The sequence below is a fragment of the Nordella sp. HKS 07 genome, assembly GCF_011046735.1.
Lineage (GTDB): Bacteria > Pseudomonadota > Alphaproteobacteria > Rhizobiales > Aestuariivirgaceae > Taklimakanibacter.
In genome coordinates, this window is sequence record NZ_CP049258.1 from 6551952 (window position 1) to 6569684 (window position 17733).

17 protein-coding genes are annotated in these 17733 nt (G+C 62.1%); 15 read left to right on the plus strand and 2 right to left on the minus strand.

Translation table 11 applies throughout. The features are described from left to right. Nucleotides 1-7 precede the first annotated feature (7 nt). From G5V57_RS31045 to G5V57_RS31055, 3 genes are all read left to right on the plus strand, one after another. Complete coding sequence (locus G5V57_RS31045) at nt 8-160, plus strand: hypothetical protein (protein WP_165172646.1); 153 nt, start codon at nt 8-10, stop codon at nt 158-160. 100 nt (nt 161-260) lie between these two features. Further along, entirely contained in the window at nt 261-530 is a 270-nt protein-coding gene (locus G5V57_RS31050) for a multidrug efflux SMR transporter (RefSeq protein ID WP_165172648.1), read from the plus strand. 74 nt (nt 531-604) lie between these two features. Beyond that, a protein-coding gene (locus tag G5V57_RS31055; RefSeq protein ID WP_165174269.1) for an IS630 family transposase occupies nt 605-1554 on the plus strand; the annotation gives its coding sequence in 2 pieces (ribosomal slippage) (nt 605-941 and nt 941-1554; 951 coding nt in all). 121 nt (nt 1555-1675) lie between these two features. Here G5V57_RS31055 and G5V57_RS31060 read toward each other — a convergent pair. Both G5V57_RS31060 and G5V57_RS31065 read right to left on the minus strand, forming a co-directional pair. Next, a complete protein-coding gene (locus G5V57_RS31060) occupies nt 1676-2761 on the minus strand; it encodes a Rieske 2Fe-2S domain-containing protein (RefSeq protein ID WP_165172661.1) in 1086 nt (361 codons plus the stop codon). Nucleotides 2762-2771: 10 nt separating this feature from the next. Further along, nucleotides 2772-4067: an FAD-binding oxidoreductase gene (locus G5V57_RS31065; RefSeq protein ID WP_165172663.1), complete on the minus strand. Its 1296-nt coding sequence runs from the start codon at nt 4065-4067 to the stop codon at nt 2772-2774. Between the two features lie 324 nt (nt 4068-4391). On the opposite strand from G5V57_RS31065, the gene G5V57_RS31070 reads away from it, so the two are divergent. The 12 genes from G5V57_RS31070 (at nt 4392) to G5V57_RS31125 (ending at nt 17653) form a co-directional block, all read left to right on the plus strand. Then, nucleotides 4392-5252 (plus strand): ATPase, encoded by an 861-nt coding sequence (locus G5V57_RS31070; RefSeq protein ID WP_165172665.1) that lies wholly within the window; start codon nt 4392-4394, stop codon nt 5250-5252. A gap of 2 nt (nt 5253-5254) precedes the next feature. Continuing rightward, nucleotides 5255-6172: a homoserine O-succinyltransferase gene (metA, locus tag G5V57_RS31075; protein WP_165172667.1), complete on the plus strand. Its 918-nt coding sequence runs from the start codon at nt 5255-5257 to the stop codon at nt 6170-6172. Nucleotides 6173-6191: 19 nt separating this feature from the next. Beyond that, complete coding sequence (locus G5V57_RS31080) at nt 6192-7397, plus strand: AGE family epimerase/isomerase (protein ID WP_165172669.1); 1206 nt, start codon at nt 6192-6194, stop codon at nt 7395-7397. A 105-nt stretch (nt 7398-7502) separates the two neighbouring features. Beyond that, entirely contained in the window at nt 7503-8036 is a 534-nt protein-coding gene (locus G5V57_RS31085; protein ID WP_165172671.1) for a histidine phosphatase family protein, read from the plus strand. A 57-nt stretch (nt 8037-8093) separates the two neighbouring features. Then, nucleotides 8094-9527 carry a YcjX family protein gene (locus G5V57_RS31090; protein ID WP_165172673.1) on the plus strand — a complete coding sequence of 478 codons (1434 nt, stop codon included), beginning with the start codon at nt 8094-8096 and terminating at the stop codon, nt 9525-9527. Then, on the plus strand, nt 9524-10570 hold the full coding sequence (locus tag G5V57_RS31095) for a YcjF family protein (RefSeq protein ID WP_165172675.1): 1047 nt from the start codon (nt 9524-9526) through the stop codon (nt 10568-10570). The genes G5V57_RS31090 and G5V57_RS31095 overlap by 4 nt, the downstream gene beginning before the upstream one ends. Beyond that, nucleotides 10551-11510, plus strand: a complete 960-nt coding sequence (locus G5V57_RS31100; protein ID WP_165172685.1) for a zinc metalloprotease HtpX — start codon at nt 10551-10553, stop codon at nt 11508-11510. The genes G5V57_RS31095 and G5V57_RS31100 overlap by 20 nt, the downstream gene beginning before the upstream one ends. Nucleotides 11511-11519: 9 nt before the next feature. Beyond that, nucleotides 11520-12071 carry a VOC family protein gene (locus tag G5V57_RS31105; RefSeq protein WP_165172687.1) on the plus strand — a complete coding sequence of 184 codons (552 nt, stop codon included), beginning with the start codon at nt 11520-11522 and terminating at the stop codon, nt 12069-12071. Nucleotides 12072-12080: 9 nt separating this feature from the next. Then, a complete protein-coding gene (locus G5V57_RS31110) occupies nt 12081-13256 on the plus strand; it encodes a VWA domain-containing protein (RefSeq protein WP_165172689.1) in 1176 nt (391 codons plus the stop codon). 351 nt (nt 13257-13607) lie between these two features. Then, nucleotides 13608-14123: an EF-hand domain-containing protein gene (locus tag G5V57_RS31115; protein ID WP_165172691.1), complete on the plus strand. Its 516-nt coding sequence runs from the start codon at nt 13608-13610 to the stop codon at nt 14121-14123. 169 nt (nt 14124-14292) lie between these two features. Then, entirely contained in the window at nt 14293-15516 is a 1224-nt protein-coding gene (locus G5V57_RS31120) for a GNAT family N-acetyltransferase (protein ID WP_165172693.1), read from the plus strand. 91 nt (nt 15517-15607) lie between these two features. Then, entirely contained in the window at nt 15608-17653 is a 2046-nt protein-coding gene (locus G5V57_RS31125; RefSeq protein WP_165174343.1) for an NADH:flavin oxidoreductase, read from the plus strand. The last annotated feature ends 80 nt before the right edge of the window (nt 17654-17733 follow it).

Here is a 17733-nt window from a genome sequence, read left to right on the forward strand (position 1 = left end):
GGGTAAGATGCAGAACACGATGGGCGCATGGATCGCCCGCCGCCGCTACCGTCGTGATCTCGGGCGGCAGATCGAGCTTGGCGACTACCTCGTCAAGGATATCGGTCTCAGTCTCGAGGAAGCCTTGAACGAGATCAAGAAACCGTTCTGGCGCGCTTGATCTGGCAGCGCTGTTTACCTATATAGCCGGCGCGAGGACGGCCTCGCCTTTCCAAAATTATGTGCATGGGACGACCCCTGCAGAGAAGCAGAGGTTTCACATGGCCTGGATTTATCTTTTCATTGCCGGTGTGCTCGAGATCGGCTGGGCGATCGGGCTCAAATACACGGAAGGCTTCACCAAGCCTATTCCAACTGTGCTGACTGTCTCGTGCATCATCGTCAGCTTCGCGTTCCTGGGGCTGGCACTCAAGACACTGCCCGTCGGCACCGCCTATGCGATATGGACCGGCGTCGGGGCCGTCGGTACCGCCGTGCTGGGCATTTATCTGTTTGGCGATTCAGCCAACCTAGAGCGTTTTCGTGATTGATGGAATCTGGGGGATTCTCAGGGGGAGGGTTTTCTGATTCCTTGTTCTTGTGGTTGATTCGGCACGAGGACCCCATGGGCAAGCCCTATTCCCAGGATTTACGTGATCGCGTGTTGGCGGCGGTTGACGGCGGGCTGAAGCCCGGCGCGGTGGCTGAGCTGTTTCATGTCGATGTGTCCTACGTCTATAAGATTCTGATCCGGCGTCGGACCAGCGGAATGACGACAGCGCTGCCGTGGGCTGGTGGTCCCCAGCCCAAGCTCAAGGGCCATCATGAAGTTCTACGCCAGCATGTGAGTGAGAACTGTGATGCCACGCTAGCGGAGATCCGGACCTTCTTACTGGCTGAGCATGGTATCGAGGTCAGTGTTGGTTGCCTTTGGAATGCTCTCAAGCAGTTGAAGCTGCCGCTCAAAAAAAGACACAACGCGCCACCGAGCAGGAGCGCGAAGACATCGCCGAAGCGCGCCGAGCCTGGCACGAGGCTCAGAGCGATCTAAACGCGGCGCGCCTTGTCTTCATCGATGAGACCGGCGCTCAAACTAACATGGCACGCCGCTATGGCCGCGCTCCCCGCGGACAGCGCCTGCTGTGCAAAGTCCCGTGGGGACATTGGAAAACGATAACCTTCGTCGCCGCTCTCAGATGCGACGGTATCACCGCACCTGCCGTCTTCGATGGTCCGATGGATGGCGAGTGCTTCCGCGCCTATGTCGAACAGATCCTTGCGCCCACACTCTCAACCGGCGACATCGTCATCATGGACAATCTCGCCAGCCACAAGGTTCCCGGCATCAAGGATGCGATCGAAGCCGCCGGTGCTGCTCTGCGTTACCTGCCCCCTTACTCACCCGATCTCAACCCCATCGAGCAGGCAATCGCCAAGTTCAAATCACACCTGCGAAAGGAAGCTGCCCGTACTCTCGAAACCCTCATCCAGGCTATCGCCCGCACTCTCAACACCTTCACACCGAAAGAGTGCGAAAACTATATCCGCGCCGCTGGCTATCGCCATCAACTATGAAAATGCTCTAGCGAGACTGATCAGCATCGCTGTCATCGTAGCCGGCATCATCGGCTTGAAATTCGCCACCTGACGCGAAACGCGCAATTTCCCTGCTCGACCGAGCAGGGAAATTGCGGTTCTAATCCAAAGCATGCGCCTTGCGCCCGCCCCGCACGATCCGTTCGGCGGGTTCGGTGTCGAGCAGCCTGCGCGCCAGGGCCACGGTGCGCTCCGCGAGATCGGCCGCCCCCTTGTGCAGTTCCTCCGACGTGCGGACTTCAGCGACATTGCGCTCCATGTCCTCCGCCGCCCAGCCGCGCGAATGCGCGATATAGGGAAATTGTGGAAAGTGGAAGCCGAGCTCGGCGAAGAAGCCGAGCATCTGGCCGGCGACGCCCTGTACATTGTCCTGGCCGCCGACGATGATGAAGGACGCCACCTTGTTGCGGATCAGCACGCGATTATGCGTGGTGACCTGGTTCTGGATGCAGTTCATACGCTCCGCCATGCGGAAATAGAGCGAGCTCGCCTGCCCCCAGCGGATCGGGGTCGCGATGATCACCGCATCGGCCCAATGGACCAGCGCCTCGTAGACGGGCGTGAGCTCATCCTTGGGGCGCATCTGGGTGATTGAGCACGGCCAGGTGCAGGCATGCGCCGCTTTCGAATAATAGCCCTCGCAGGCGCGGAATTTGAGATCGTTGAGCTTGATGAGCTGCGTCTCGCAGCCCTGCGCCTCGGCCCCCTTGAGCGCAATCCCGAGAAGATCGTCCGAGCCCGAATAGCGCGGTGCTCCCTTGTCCATGGCCGTGGTCGAGATGCCGGCGACACGGATCGGCCCATCGGCGCGCCGGATCGGCCGCGCCAGGGGATGCGGCTCATGCGGCTTCTTCTGGCGCTTCGTCGGCTTGAGCTGCAGAAGCACGCGGCCATTCTCGACCTTCACCGGAAAGGCCGGCACGCGGTCTTCCTCGAAACCGGGCTCGCCCAGCCCGCTCACCCGGTGGAATTTCCATTGATGCCACGGGCAGACGATATAGTCGCCGTCGAGCGCACCTTCGCCCAGCGGCCCGCCGACATGGTTGCAGGCATTGTGCACGGCGCCGAAGGCGCCATTGACGCAGGAGAGCGCGATCTTGACCGCGCCCGCCTCGATGGGCTTAAGCGTCTGTTGTCCAAGCTCGCTCGCCGAACCAATGTCAATCCACTCCTCGCTCGCGGCCATGTTCGCCTCCTCACTCGCGCATCGCGCGCTTCTTGCGGTCGGCCCGCTCGTCGAGCGCGTCGCGCAATTGCATATGCCAATAGCTCGCCTGGACGCCGATGCGCCCGAATGGTCCGCCCGCCCATTTGGGCGCGAAAGGCGCGAACCGGCGATATTCGTCGTCGCGATCGGCGATGGCGCGTGCCATCAGGATCCCCGCCATGGCGGTGGTGTTCAGACCATGACCGCCGAAGGCGGTGGCGAACCATTGCCCGTCGACGGCGCGTCCGATCAGCGGCATCTTGTGCAACGCATAGCCCATGAGGCCGGACCAGGCATAATCGATCCTGGGATCGCCGAGCTGCGGGAAGACCGACAGCATGTCGCGTTTCAGCATTTCCGCCAGACGCGCCGGCTCGCTGACCCGGGTGGTGATGCGCCCGCCCCACAGAAGCCGTTTGTCGGAAATGAGCCGGTAATAGTCGCCGGCGCGGCGCATGTCGCCGACACCGCAGCGCGTGCGGATCGCGTCCTGCTCCAAGGGCTCGGTCACCGCCACATAGGTGGCGATCGGCAGGACAGCGCGGCCAATGGTCCGGTTGATCCGCCTATCGAGGGAGGACACGCAATGGACGACATGGGGAGCATGGATCTCGGCATGGGCGGTCCGCACGACGAAACCGCCCTTCGCCTTGCGCACCTCGAGCGCCGGTGAGTTCTCATGGATCATGACGCCGCTATGTTGCGCATCGTCGGCGAAAGCCCGCGCATAGCGTATCGGATGGATGAGAAAGCTGTGTGGGTTCTTGAGGCTCTGGAAGTAGCGCTCCGACTGGAGCAGCATGCGGGTCTGCTCGGTCGACAGGAGCTCGAGTCCCTCACTGAAATCGCGCAGCATCATGTCGAGACGGCGGCGCGCGCCCAAGGGATCATCGGTGCGCTGCGCCACCATGATCCCGTCGCCCATACGGATGGTCTGGTCGAGGCGCGCCACTTCGCGCCGGACATATTCGGTGCCATGCGCCGAAAGCCGGTAGAGCGCCTGGGCGTTCCGCAGACCCACCCGCTCGATGATCTCCTCGACGCCGAGCGCGAAGCCGTTGCCGACGAAGCCGCCATTGCGCCCGGAAGCGCCCCAGGCGATGCGCTTGGCCTCGAGCAGGACGGCGATCCGGCCGCGCCGCTGCACCTCCATGGCGGTGGTGAGGCCGGCCAGCCCGCCCCCGATGACGCAGACATCGGCGGCAATGACGCCGCGCGGCGCGGCCTGAGCCTCGCGGCCAGGCGCTGTCGCCTCATACCAGGTCTCGGCGGATCTCTGCGTCATGGTCCCCCCCGAATCTTCGGCTTCCCCGTCATATTACGCAATTCCGCCCTGTTGCGAGAGCCGTTGCTCCCGCCCCCTCCCTTAAGCTATTGAGACCGCTTCCACTTGGATCACGATCACTTCAGGCCGGGTCGGCCTGAAGTGATGTACGTGATCGCAATCTTTAGTTTTGGCGCGTGATCGGACGGAAAACCGGTAGCCACTTTTCCTGATCACGCGCTAGAGCGCTTCCCGCCAGAGTTGCTCGACTTTGGCGATAAGGAAGCGCTCCAGACCATATGTATTCGAGTCCTTCCCGTCGGGAATGGCTCTAGAGGGTGACCGATGCGTTTCAAGACCAGCAGGGAGTTCCGGAGTTGGCCGAACAAGGCCGTGACCGTCTTCGGCATGTCCGGCGTCGGCAAGACGACGCTTGCCGATCTCCTGCAGGACCGCGACTGGTTCCATTATTCGGTCGATTACCGGATCGGCACCCGCTACATGGGAGAGCATATCGTCGACAATTTCAAGCGCGAGGCGATGAAGGTCCCCTTCCTGCGCGACCTCCTGCGATCGGATTCGATCTACATATCCTCCAACATCACCTTCCAGAATCTGGAGCCGCTCTCGACCTATCTCGGCAAGCCCGGCAACCCCGAAAGGGGCGGCATCGACTTCGCCGAATACAAGAAGCGCCAGGCCCAGCACCGCGAAGGCGAGATCCACGCGCTCAAGGACGTGCCTTCCTTCATCGAGCGCTCGCGCGAGATCTATGGATACAGCCACTTCGTCTGCGACTCGGGCGGCAGCCTGTGCGAGGTGGTGGACCCTGAGGATTTCAGCGATCCGGTCCTGCAGTGCCTCGCCGACAATACACTCCTTCTCTATATCGAAGGCACCCCGGCGCATGCCCGCATGCTGGTCGAGCGTTTCCGCAAGGCGCCCAAGCCCATGTATTACCAGCCGCGTTTCCTCGACGAGAAGTGGGCCGAGTACAAGAATATCAATTCGATAGGCGAGGATTGCGAGGTCGATCCCGACGGTTTCGCCGTCTGGGGCTTCGAGCAGCTGCTCCATCACCGCATTCCGCTCTACCAGGCCATCGCCCGCAATTTCGGCTACACGGTGAAGATGGAAGACGTACCCAAAGTGAAGACAGAAGAGGACTTCCTCGATCTCGTGTCGCACGCGATCGACAAGCACTGACCATGCCCATCAAGATCCCGAACGACCTGCCGGCCCGCGCCACCCTCGAGCAAGAGGGTGTCATGGTGATGAGCGAGGAGACCGCCGCCCGCCAGGACATCCGCGCCTTGCGCATCGGCCTGCTCAATCTCATGCCGAACAAGATCAAGACCGAGACGCAATTCGCCCGTCTGGTCGGCGCCACGCCGCTGCAGGTCGAGATGACGCTCATCAAGATGACGCATCACGTGCCGAAGAACACGCCCAACGACCATATCCTCGCTTTCTACCGCGACTGGGAGGATGTGAAGACGGAGAAGTTCGACGGCTTCATCATTACCGGCGCGCCCATCGAGCTTCTCGAATTCACCGACGTCACCTATTGGGACGAGCTGCGGCGCATCTTCGACTGGACGCAGACCAATGTCCATTCGAGCTTCCATATCTGCTGGGGTGCCCAGGCCGGCCTCTATCATTTCCACGGCGTGCCCAAGCACGCTTTGGGGCAGAAGCGCTTCGGCGTCTACCGCCATAAGAACCTGAAACCGGCGTCGCCCTATTTGCGCGGTTTCTCCGATGATTTCTCGATTCCGGTCTCGCGCTGGACCGAGAACCGCCGCGCCGACATCCCGAAGGACAGCGGCCTCGAAATACTGATGGAGTCGGACGAGGCCGGCCTCTGCATGATCGAGGACAAGGCCTGTCGCTCGCTCTACATGTTCAACCATGTCGAATATGACTCGGCCTCGCTCGGCGAGGAATATTGGCGCGACGTGAAGGCCAACAAGCCGATCGAGCTGCCGAAGAACTATTATCCGGGCAACGATCCCCATGCCGTGCCGGAGAACCGCTGGCGCAGCCACGCTCACCTCCTGTTCGGCAACTGGATCAACGAGGTCTATCAGACAACGCCTTTCTCGCTCGCCGATATCGGCAAGTGAGCATCGGGGAGACCGCGCGATGACGCCCCTCCCCGATTTCCGCTCACCTGACTTCCTGCTCGCCCATATGCGCGAGATCATGGATTTCTATTATCCGATCTGCCTCAACCAGGTGGATGGCGGTTACTACAACGAATACCGCGATGACGGCTTCATCACCGACCGGGTGAACCAGCATATCGTCTCGACCACCCGCTTCATCTTCAACTTCTCGCTCGCCGCCGGACTTTTCGGCCGCGCCGATTTCAAGGCGGCCGCCGCGCATGGCCTCGACTATCTGAGCGAGGCGCATCGCGACCCCGATCATGGCGGCTATTTCTGGACCATGACGCGCCGCAGCCCCAATGACGCGACCAAGCATTGCTATGGCCACGCCTTCGTACTTCTCGCTTATGCGATGGGACTGAAGGCAGGGATCGCAGGCAAGCGCGACAAGGTCGAGGAGACCTTTGCCCTTATCGAGCAGCGCTTCTGGGAAGAGGAACACCAGCTCTACAAGGACGAGATCAGCCGCGATTGGAAGACGGTCTCTCCCTATCGCGGCCAGAACGCCAATATGCATATGACCGAGGCCATGCTTGCCGCCTATGAAGCGACGGGTGATGTCAAATATCTCGACCGGGCCGAGACGCTGGCCAGACGCATCTGCGCCGAGCTTCCACGCCAGGCGCAGGGCGTCGTGTGGGAGCATTATGACAAGACGTGGTCGGTCGACTGGGAATACAACAAGGACAATCCGCGCCATCTCTTCCGCCCCTACGGCTATCAACCGGGCCACATGACCGAATGGACGAAGCTCTTGATGGTGTTGGAACGCCATCGCGCACAGGACTGGATGCTGCCGACGGCGATGCATCTCTATGAAACGGCCTTGGCAAAGAGCACCGACATCGCGCATGGCGGAATGCATTACAGCTACGGTCCGGATGATCGTCTCTATGATCTCGACAAATATCACTGGGTGCAGTGCGAGACCTTGGCCGCCGCCGCGGCCCTGGCGGTCAGGACCGGGAAGGAACGCTATTGGCAGGATTACGACCGGCTATGGGCCTATAGCTGGCGTCACTTCGTCGATCACGATTTTGGCTGCTGGTATCGCATCCTGGCGCCGGACGGCCGCAAGCTGAGCGACATCAAGAGCCCCGCCGGCAAGACCGACTATCATTCTTTCGGGGCCTGCTACGAGGTGCTGCGCGTCATCGGCGCCCTAGATCGACTCCTTTAGTAAGCGCGGGATTGTCGCGAAAAACCGGTGTCCACTTTTTCGCATCCCGCGCTATCCTGATCGCTGTCGCTCACCTGTCACAAAGGCGCTATACTTCGTCCCGCCATGCTTCGCCTCCTTCTGCTTAGGCACGCCAAATCGAGCTGGACCGATCCCGGCCTCGACGATCACGACCGCCCGCTCAATACACGCGGTCAGAAATCCGCGCCGTTGATCGGCCGCTTCATGCGCGAGCATAAACTCAATCCCGATCTGGTCCTCTGCTCGCCGGCACGCCGGGCCCGCGAGACATGGAAGCTGGCTTCCGCCCAGCTGCGCAGCGCGCCCCGTCTTCTGATGGAGGACGGGCTCTATGACTTCGGCAATGGCGGGCGCATTCTCGACACCGTGCGCGCCAAGGCCGACAGCGCCAAGACGGTCCTCGTTGTCGGCCACAATCCTTCGATCGAGCGCCTCGCCCAGCGCCTCGTCGGCAAGGGCGACGCCAAATTGCGCAAACGCCTTGCCGAGAAATATCCGACCGGCGCTTTGGTCGAAATCAGCTTCGACGCAAAGGAATGGAAGGATATCGAGGACGGTAAGGGCACGCTTTCCGCCTTCGTCCGGCCGCGCGATCTCGTAAAGGAAGCAACAACTTAGCCCTTGCGTCCGGCGGCTCATGCCCCCAACTATGGGGCAAATCTGGACCATGACGCATTGAAACGGACTTCCCTCATCGACAGCGCGCGCATCGCGGCGGGCGGCCTCAAGGACTTTGCGTCGGGTCTCGCCACGCCCACTTTGCGCCTCGGCGTCACCGGCCTCGCGCGCGCCGGCAAGACTGTCTTCATCACCGCGTTCGTCCACGCGCTCCTCAACCAGACACGGCTTCCCCTTTTCGATGCGCAGGCGCAGGGCCGCATCACCCGCGCCTATCTCGAGCCGCAGCCCGACGACGACCTGCCGCGCTTCGCCTATGAAGACCATCTCGCGGCCTTGACCGCCGATGAGCGGCGCTGGCCGGAAAGCACCCGCCGCATCAGCCAGCTGCGCCTCACTCTCGATTACACGCCGCAAGGCTTCGTGGCCCGCAATCTCGGCCGCGACCGTCTCCATATCGACATCGTCGATTATCCCGGCGAATGGCTGCTCGATCTGCCTTTGCTCGGTCTCACCTATCAGGAATGGTCGGCACATACCGTGGCTTCGAGCCGGCTGCCGCCGCGGCTCGCATTGGCGCATGATTGGCATGGCCTGCTGTCGGCGCTCGATCCTTCGAAGCCCGCCGAGGAGCGGCAGGCCCAGAAGGCGGCGGAGCTCTTCACCTCCTATCTTGCCCGCGGTCGCGGCAGCGACGTCTCCCTGTCGTCACTGCCGCCGGGCCGTTTCCTGATGCCGGGCGATCTCGCGGGCTCGCCCCTTCTCACTTTCTCGCCGCTCGATGTGACGCCCGACGCCGCCTTCCCGCGCGGCTCGCTCGGCGCATTGATGGCACGGCGCTACGACTCCTATGTGGCAAAGGTGGTGAAGCCGTTCTTCTTCGGCCATTTCGCCCGCCTCGATCGCCAGATCATCCTCGTCGACGCCTTGACCGCGCTCAATGCCGGCGCCGATGCCATGCGCGATCTGCAGAAAGCCCTCATCGATGTGCTCGCGGCATTTCGCCAGGGCGCCAACAGCTGGACATCGGCGCTCGTCGGTCGCCGCATCGACCGCATCGTTTTCGCTGCCGCCAAGGCCGATCTCATTCATCATTCGAGCCACGACCGCCTCGAGGCGATCCTGGAGCTCATCGTGAAGGACGCCGCAGCGCGCGCCGAGTATTCGGGAGCCGGTATCGACATCGCGGCGCTCGCCGCCATACGCGCCACGCGTGAGGCGACGCTGCGCCAGAAGGGCGAGGACCTCGCCTGCATCGTCGGCATCCCGCAAAAAGGTGAGACGATCGGCAAGGAAACATTCGAGGGCGAGACCGAAGTGGCGATCTTCCCCGGCGATCTGCCGGCCAATCCCGAGGAGGCCTTGCGCGGTGGTCTCGAAGGCGCGCTGCGTTTCGTAAAATTCCGCCCGCCTTTGACAGTAGGCAAGAGCTTTCCTCATATTCGCCTCGATCGCACGCTCGAATTCCTGTTGGGAGATCGCTTTAGATGAGTGACGATCACCGCAGGCCGCAGGCCTTCCGCATCGATCCCGCTCCGCGCCCCGAAAAGGTGCGCCGGGCGCCGCGCGCCATTCATGGCAAGATCAAGTTCGATGAGGACCCAGGCGGCCAGGAACTGGTCGTGGTGCCGCCCGCGCCGCTGCCCTCCTCGCGCGGCCTGAAATGGGGCTCGCTCCTCATCTCGGCGCTGTTCGGACTGTTCGTGCTCTGGGCCGGGCTTTCGGCCTCCAACCTCATCGAGCAGCTCTTCCAACGCTCCGTCTATCTGGGCTGGCTCGGCGCCGGCCTTGCCGGCGTGGCCGCGCTCGCTGTGCTCGCCATCATCATCCGTGAGATCTGGGGCCTGCTGCGCCTCAACCGCATCGAGCATGTCCAGGCCGATGCGGCGCGCGCCCTCAATCACGACGATGACGAAGCGGCGAAGCGCGTGATCGCGGCGCTCAGATCCGTCTATCGCGGCCGGCACGATGCTTCCTGGGGTCTGAAGGTTCTCGCCGAGCATGAGAGCGACGTCATGGACGCCAAGGACCGCATCCGGCTCGCCGATCGCGATCTGGTGAGCGGGTTCGACGCCGAGACGCATCGCATCATCGCCCGCCGCAGCCGCCGCGTGACCCTGCTCACGGCGGTGACGCCGGCCGCGGCCTTCGATATTCTCTTCGTCGCCGCCCAGAATTTGCGCATGCTGCGCGAGATCGCCACGCTTTATGGCGGTCGCCCCTCGACACTCGCCACCCTCAAGCTCGCCCGCATGGTCATCGGTCATCTGGCGGTCACCGGCGGCCTTGCACTGTCCGACAACCTCATTCAGCATGTCGTCGGCAAGGGCCTGATCGGCCGCCTGTCGGCGCGTTTTGGCGAAGGCGCGGTCAATGGTATCCTCACCGCGCGTATCGGCCTCGCCGCCCGCGATGTCTGCCGCCCCATTCCGCAGGAGGCCGAGGCCAAGGAGACGCTGACGAGCCTGGCCCGCGAACTGTTGAACTTTGGCGGTGAGCCCAAAGACAAAGACAATGCCACGCCCACGTCTTAACCTTGCGATGCAGCGCAGCCACGATCTACGCAACGCGTTGCACACGGTCATTCTGGTCGGCGGATCGGCTCTCCTGGTCGCCGCCATCGCCTGGACGGTGCTCGGCCCGACCGGCCTTGTCTGGGCAGCGATCCTCGGCGCTTTCGGTCTGTGGACGATGGGACGCGTGTCGCCGAAGATGGTGCTAGGTCTCTACAAGGCGCGCGCTCTGTCGCCGGACGAACTGCCCGACATCCATCATGTGGTGCGCGAGCTGGCGCGGCGCGCCGACCTGCCGTCAATCCCGCAGCTCTATTACGTGCCGAGCAAGATGCTCAACGCCTTCGCCGTCGGCACGCCGCAGGATTCGGCGATCGCCGTCACCGACGGCCTGATCCGCGCGATGACCATGCGCCAGCTCGCCGGCATCCTCGCCCATGAGACCTCGCATATCAAATCGGGCGATCTCCGGGTGATGGCGCTTGCGGATGTATTGACGCGCATCACCAGCTCGATGTCCATCCTTGGCCTGATCGGCATACCGGCGCTCTTCGGTGCCGGGATCGATATCCCCTGGATCGGACTCCTGCTCCTGATCTTCGCGCCCACATTGGGCGGCCTCCTTCAGCTCGGTCTGTCGCGCACCCGCGAATATGACGCCGATCTGGACGGCGCCGCCTTGACCGGCGATCCGGCCGGCCTTGCTTCCGCGCTCGAGACTCTGGAGCGCCGGCAGGGTCGCGTCTGGGAAGGCTTGTTCCCGGCCGGGCGCGTGCCTAATCCGTCGCTGCTCCGCACCCATCCTGTGACTGCGGACAGAGTGGCGCGGCTTCTGGCACTCGCCGGCGAGCCCGACACGCAGATAGCACTCACCGCCACCCGGCCCGTGCCCGGCCCGTCACTCGTCCCGCCGATCCGCAATCCGCGCATTCACTGGCACCGCATGGGGATATGGTACTAGGGATTGTCTATGATTTGCTCGCCCAGCCACGTCGCCGTTCTTGTTCCTTCCATTCTCAAGGCTGCCGATCATTTTCGGCAGATCGGGTTTGAGATCGGAGAAGAAGAGGTCTTCCCGGAAACTCGGGAAATCTACGTTCAAGGCAATGAACGAAACGCGCTCCTCCTGATGGAGGCGAGAGATACTGGTTCCTACCGGAGAGCCTTGCAAAAACGGGGGCCCGGGCTACACCATCTGGCTATCGACGTCTTGGACCTCAACGGGTTTCTGGGCTCGATATCCCGATCGGGCTGGCTCCTGCATCTCAACAGCCTGAAATCCATGGAGGATAGCCGCACTGCCTATCTCGCAAGACCCGGCTTTCCGGCTTTGATTGAAGTGCAGGAAAAGGCGAAATTGATGGACGGCCCTCTCTTCGTAGACGGCGTATCGTTGAAATTCGATCCTGTCTTCACGCGCCTGGTAAAATCGGTGGGCCTCGACCAGACTGTGAAGCCGGCTCCACGAAGTCCTTCTCTGAGCATTCGAGGCAAGCATATCGAATTAGAGACCCTGTATTAGCCACGAACCATGTTTTTGACTTTCTTCCATGAGCTCAAAGCTTCCGGCGTGCCCGTCACGCTCAAGGAATATCTCACTCTCATGGAAGCAATGGATGCGGGGCTTGCCCGCTTTGCGGTCGAGGACTTTTATTATTTGTCGCGCGCCGCTCTGGTGAAGGACGAGCGCAATCTGGACAAGTTCGACCGCGTCTTCGGCCACGTCTTCAAGGGCCTCGAAGCTTCGGCCGATGCGCTCCTCGCCGAGATCCCGGAGGAATGGCTGCGCAAGTTGACTGAGAAGTTCCTGACCGAAGAGGAGAAGAAACTCATCGAGGCCCTGGGCGGCTGGGACCGGATCATGGAGGAACTGAAGAAGCGCCTCGCCGAGCAGAAAGGCCGCCATCAGGGCGGCAATAAGTGGATCGGCACCGCCGGTACGTCGCCTTTCGGCGCCTACGGCTACAATCCCGAAGGCGTGCGCATCGGCCAGGACACAAATCGCAACAACCGCGCCGTCAAGGTGTGGGACCGCCGCGAATACAAGGATCTCGACGACACGGTCGAGCTCGGCACGCGCAACATCAAGATGGCGCTCCGACGCCTGCGCAAATTCGCGCGCGAGGGTGCGCCCGAGGAGCTCGATCTCGACGGCACGATTCGCTCGACCGCCAATAAAGGCTATCTCGATCTCAAACTCGTGCCGGAGCGCCGCAATACGGTGAAGGTGCTTCTGTTCTTCGATGTCGGCGGCTCGATGGACCCGTTCATCCGCCTGTGCGAGGAGCTGTTCTCGGCGGCGCGCGCCGAGTTCAAGCACATGGAGTATTTCTACTTCCACAACTGCCTCTACGAGCGGGTATGGCGCAGCAACCGCCGCCGCCATGACGATCCGCTGGATACCTGGCAGGTGCTGCATACTTACCCGTCGGATTACAAAGTAATCTTCATTGGCGATGCCGCCATGTCGCCTTACGAGCTCACTCATCCCGGCGGCTCGGTCGAACATTACAATGATGAGCCCGGCATGACGTGGCTGCAGCGGGTAGCCCACATCTATCCCAAGGTGATCTGGCTCAATCCCTCGCCGGAGAAGCACTGGGGCTATTCGGCTTCGACCGATCTCATCCGCCGCCTCTTCACGGGCCGCATGTTTCCGTTGACGCTCGATGGACTCGACAAGGCCATGCGGGAACTTACGCACTAGATCACGATGAGTTTGGATTGAATCAATCCAAACTCATAAACGTGATCGCTTCTTATATGTTAGCGCGGGATTCTAGCGAAAAACCGGTGCCCACTTTTTCGCATCCCGCGCGAGCATGATCCGGAAAGCTTGTGGTCGGGCTTGACCCGACCATGCGAAGCGGTTTTCCGAAAAAGACCATGCGCAAACAAAAAGATAAAGCGCGAGGGCTGCTCGTCCCGAAGCCATCACGCTTTGGATCACGATCGTCAGACCGATTGAATGAACTGTTTGTGATCGGAGTATTCGGCGACGGAACGGCCGATGTCCATTCGTCTTGAGTCCATCCCGCAACTCAGGAGATCAATCAGAATGCCCAGCAAAGCGATGCTCGCTCTCGCCGCCCTCGCGATAACCGCTATTGGCGCCGGCGCCCTTTCCAATATCGCTTCGGCCGATGAAGGCGGCGACGGGTGGCGTGGCCGCCATGGCAATGGCGGTATGATGAGGAACTTCATGGAACGCTACGACGCCAATAAGGACGGTAAGGTGAGTCAGGAGGAGATCGATACCAACCGGGCTGAGTGGTTTGCCAAGTTCGACGTCGACAAAAATGGCACGCTGAGCCTCCAGGAATTCGAGGCGCTGTGGATGGAAGCCCACCGGGTCGAAATGGTCCGCGCGTTCCAGAAGCTCGATCCCAACGGTGACGCCGTAGTGACCCTTGAGGAATACAAGGAGCCGCTATCCCGTTTTGTCGCAAATCGGGATCGCAATGGCGACGGGGTGATCAGCAAGGACGACCGCCGCAAAGGCATGGAACTCAAGCGCCGTGACGGGGACCGGAAAGACCGCAAGGATGATGACGATAGCTCAAAACAGCAATAAGTGACGGCGACAGGGCGGTCCGTTTCGGCACATTCCGGTGCCCGGACCGCCTTTTTTACCCAAAGGAGTTCCTGTCTAAACTTTTTTTAATGTTCGATGGCATCCTGGCAATCAAGTTGCAGTGATTTGCTGCGACTGTGCGCGTCTCGCACAACAGGTCAGGATTCGCATGCAACCTCAGAGGGAAACTGGGCTTACGGCCTTCGCCCAGGATGTGGCCATCGACCGCCCGTCCCCGTTGGCCCCGGTTATTCCGCTGAAGGGTCAAATCTCGCTTGCGGCGGATATGCCCGCGATCGAAGGGCTTGCCGAGGACTGGCGTCGCCTGCATGCGAAAGCAGCCCTCTCCCACAACGTGTTCCAGAGCGCGGATTGGTGTCTGGCCTGGTCACGCCACTATGCCAAGCCGGAACATGGCATCGAGCCCTGCGTCGTCACTGGCTATCAGGATGGCGCCCTCGTCTTCCTGTGGCCCCTCATGAAAGTGCGCAAAGGACCCTTCACGCTCCTGCGCTGGCTGTCCGACCCCTTCGCTCAATATGGCGACATCGTGGTTGCGCCCGGAATCGACGCCGGGCCCTGGTGTCGGGGGGCCGTTGAGCTGCTGCGCAGGGTCAACGGCATCGACAGCCTGCGCCTGCGCCACGTGCGCGCCGACGCCGCGGTCCTCCCGTTTCTGCGCGACCATTTCCACCGCGCCGGCGAAACCGGTGAGGCGCCATTTCTTGACCTCGCCGCCTATCCGACCGAGGCCGACTATGACAGGCGCTACAGCCGCGAGCAGCGCAAGCGGCGCGGCAAGATCCGGAAATCCCTCGAGGCCATGGGACCGGTCGAATTCGGGACACTGCCGCCCGGGAGCCTGATGGATCGCGCCATCGCGGAGGCTATCACCCATAAGCGACGCTGGCTGGCGGAGCGCGGTCTCTACAGCCAGCCCTTGATGTGCGCTTTGCTCGAACCTTTCCTGCGCGAACTATCCGGCATGACCGGCGGCGCCATCTCGCTCGTCACCTCCTGTCTCAAGGCCGGCAACCGCCCGATCTCCTGGGAGATAGGCCTTCGCTGCGGCACGACGCATTATGGTTTCATCACCGCGCATGATACTTCCCTGACCGACGCGTCCCCGGCGCGTCTTCATATGGATCTGTCGCAGCGCCAGGCCATTCGCGACGGCATGCGTTGTTTCGACCTGATGGTTCCGGGCGACCCCCACAAGCAATCCTGGAGCAACGGCCGCGTCGAGGTCTATGACTTCCACACGCCACTCTCGCTCGCCGGGGCGATTTACGGCCATGGCTATCTATCGCTGCTCCGGCCGCTCATTCGGCGTCTCTATTTCAACGCCCCCGCCGCGATCCGAGCTCGATTTACCCGCCTGTTCTCCGCCTGATCGCAATAGACTGGAACCGCCACGCGGCACGTGACAGACTTGACTTAGTCAACCAGTCAAGCCGAGCCGACGCGACATGCCAGCCACCCTTCTGCGCGCCAACGACCCCCTCCTCCAGCCTTACACGATCAAGCATCTGACGCTCCGCAACCGGATTATGTCGACCGCGCATGAGCCGAACTACCATGAAGACGGCATGCCGAAGGATCGCTACCGGCTTTATCACGTGGAGAAGGCGAGAGGCGGCATCGCACTGACCATGACGGCGGGCTCGGCCGTCGTCTCGCGCGATTCACCGCCCGCCTTCGGCAATCTTCTCGCTTACAAGGACGAGATCGTGCCGTGGCTCGCCAAGCTCGCCGATGAGTGTCACGAGCATGGCGCGGCCGTCATGATCCAGCTCACCCATCTCGGACGTCGCACCAACTGGAACAAGGCCGACTGGCTTCCCGTCCTGTCCGCCTCCCCGGTGCGCGAGCCCGCCCATCGCGCATTCCCGAAGGAAATGGAGGACTGGGATATCGAGCGCATCGTCGCCGACTATGCCTCGGCGGCCCAGCGCATGCAGGCGGCGGGCCTCGATGGTTTCGAATTCGAATGCTACGGCCATCTCATGGACAGCTTCTGGTCGCCGGCGACGAACCAGCGCGATGACGAGTATAATGGCTCGCTCGACAACCGCCTGCGCTTCACCATGCGCGTCCTCGAGGCGATGCGCAAAGCGGTGGGCTCCGATTTCATCGTCGGCTGTCGGCTCGTCGCCGATGAGGATTGGGACAAGGGGCTTTCCAAGCAGGACGGCCTCGCCATCTGCCACAAGCTCAGGGAGTCCGGCCTTGTCGACTTCCTCAATATCATCCGCGGCCATATCGAGCATGACGCGCCCTTGGCCAAGGTGATCCCGGTCGCCGGCATGCAGGCGTCGCCACATCTCGATTTCGCCGGCGAGGTGCGCTCGGCGACTAGATTCCCGGTCTTCCATGCCGCCCGCATCAACGACGTCGCGACCGCCCGCCATGCCGTCGCCGAAGGTAAGCTCGACATGGTCGGCATGACGCGCGCCCATATCGCCGATCCGCATATCGCGCGCAAGATCGCCGAAGGCCGCGAGGGCGATATCCGGCCCTGCGTCGGCGCCACCTATTGTCTCGACCGCATCTATGAAGGCCACGAGGCGCTGTGCATCCACAATCCGGCGACCGGGCGCGAAGACCGGATGCCGCATGTCATCGCCAGGAGCCAGGGCCCGCGCCGCAAGATCGTCATCGTCGGTGCCGGCCCAGCTGGGCTCGAGGCGGCGCGCGTCTCGGCCGAACGCGGCCACGAGGTGATCCTGTTCGAGGCTTCCGGCAATCCCGGCGGTCAGATCAGGCTTGCCGCCCAGGCCAAGCGCCGGCGCGAATTGATCGGCATCGCCGACTGGCGGGCCGAGCAATGCGAGCGCCTCGGCGTCACGCTCAAGTTGAACCATCTCGTCGAAGCTTCCGATCTGCGCGCGCTCGGAGCCGATGTGGTGATCGTGGCGACCGGCGGCCTGCCGCAGAACACCTCCATTGAGGAAGGAGCGGACCTTGCTGTCTCGAGCTGGGACATATTGTCGGGCGACGTGAAACCGGCAGAGGACGTGCTGCTCTTCGACGACAACGGTGCTCATCCCGGCATGGCCGCCGCCGAGTTCATCGCGGAATCGGGCTCGGCGCTCGAGATCTTAAGCCCGGAGCGCTTCTTCGCGCCCGAGATGGGCGGCCTCAATCTCGTTCCATATATGAAGTCGTTCACTGCGAAGCAGGTTCGCATCACCACCATGACGCGGCTGCGTTCCTTGAAGCGCCAGGGCAATAAGATCGCCGCTGTGCTGTGGAGCCCCTATACGGAAGCCGATTGCGCCAGCCGCCTCGTCGATCAGGTGGTGGTGGAGAATGCCACGTCTCCGCTGGCCGATCTCTACTTTGACCTGAAGGAGGATTCGGTCAATCGCGGCGAGATGGACTACGAAGCGCTCGTATCAGGCGGCCCACAGACAAAGCGCGCCAATCCCGACGGCCGCTTTCAGCTCTTCCGAATTGGTGACGCGGTGGCGTCGCGCAACATCCATGCGGCAATCTACGATGCGTTGCGTCTCTGCGTTATCCTCTGAAATGCGGCGGCATCATTAACCAATCTCTAAGCTGCGCGTTGCGACTCGGTGTGCGCCATGAAGAATTGGTTAAGGATAAA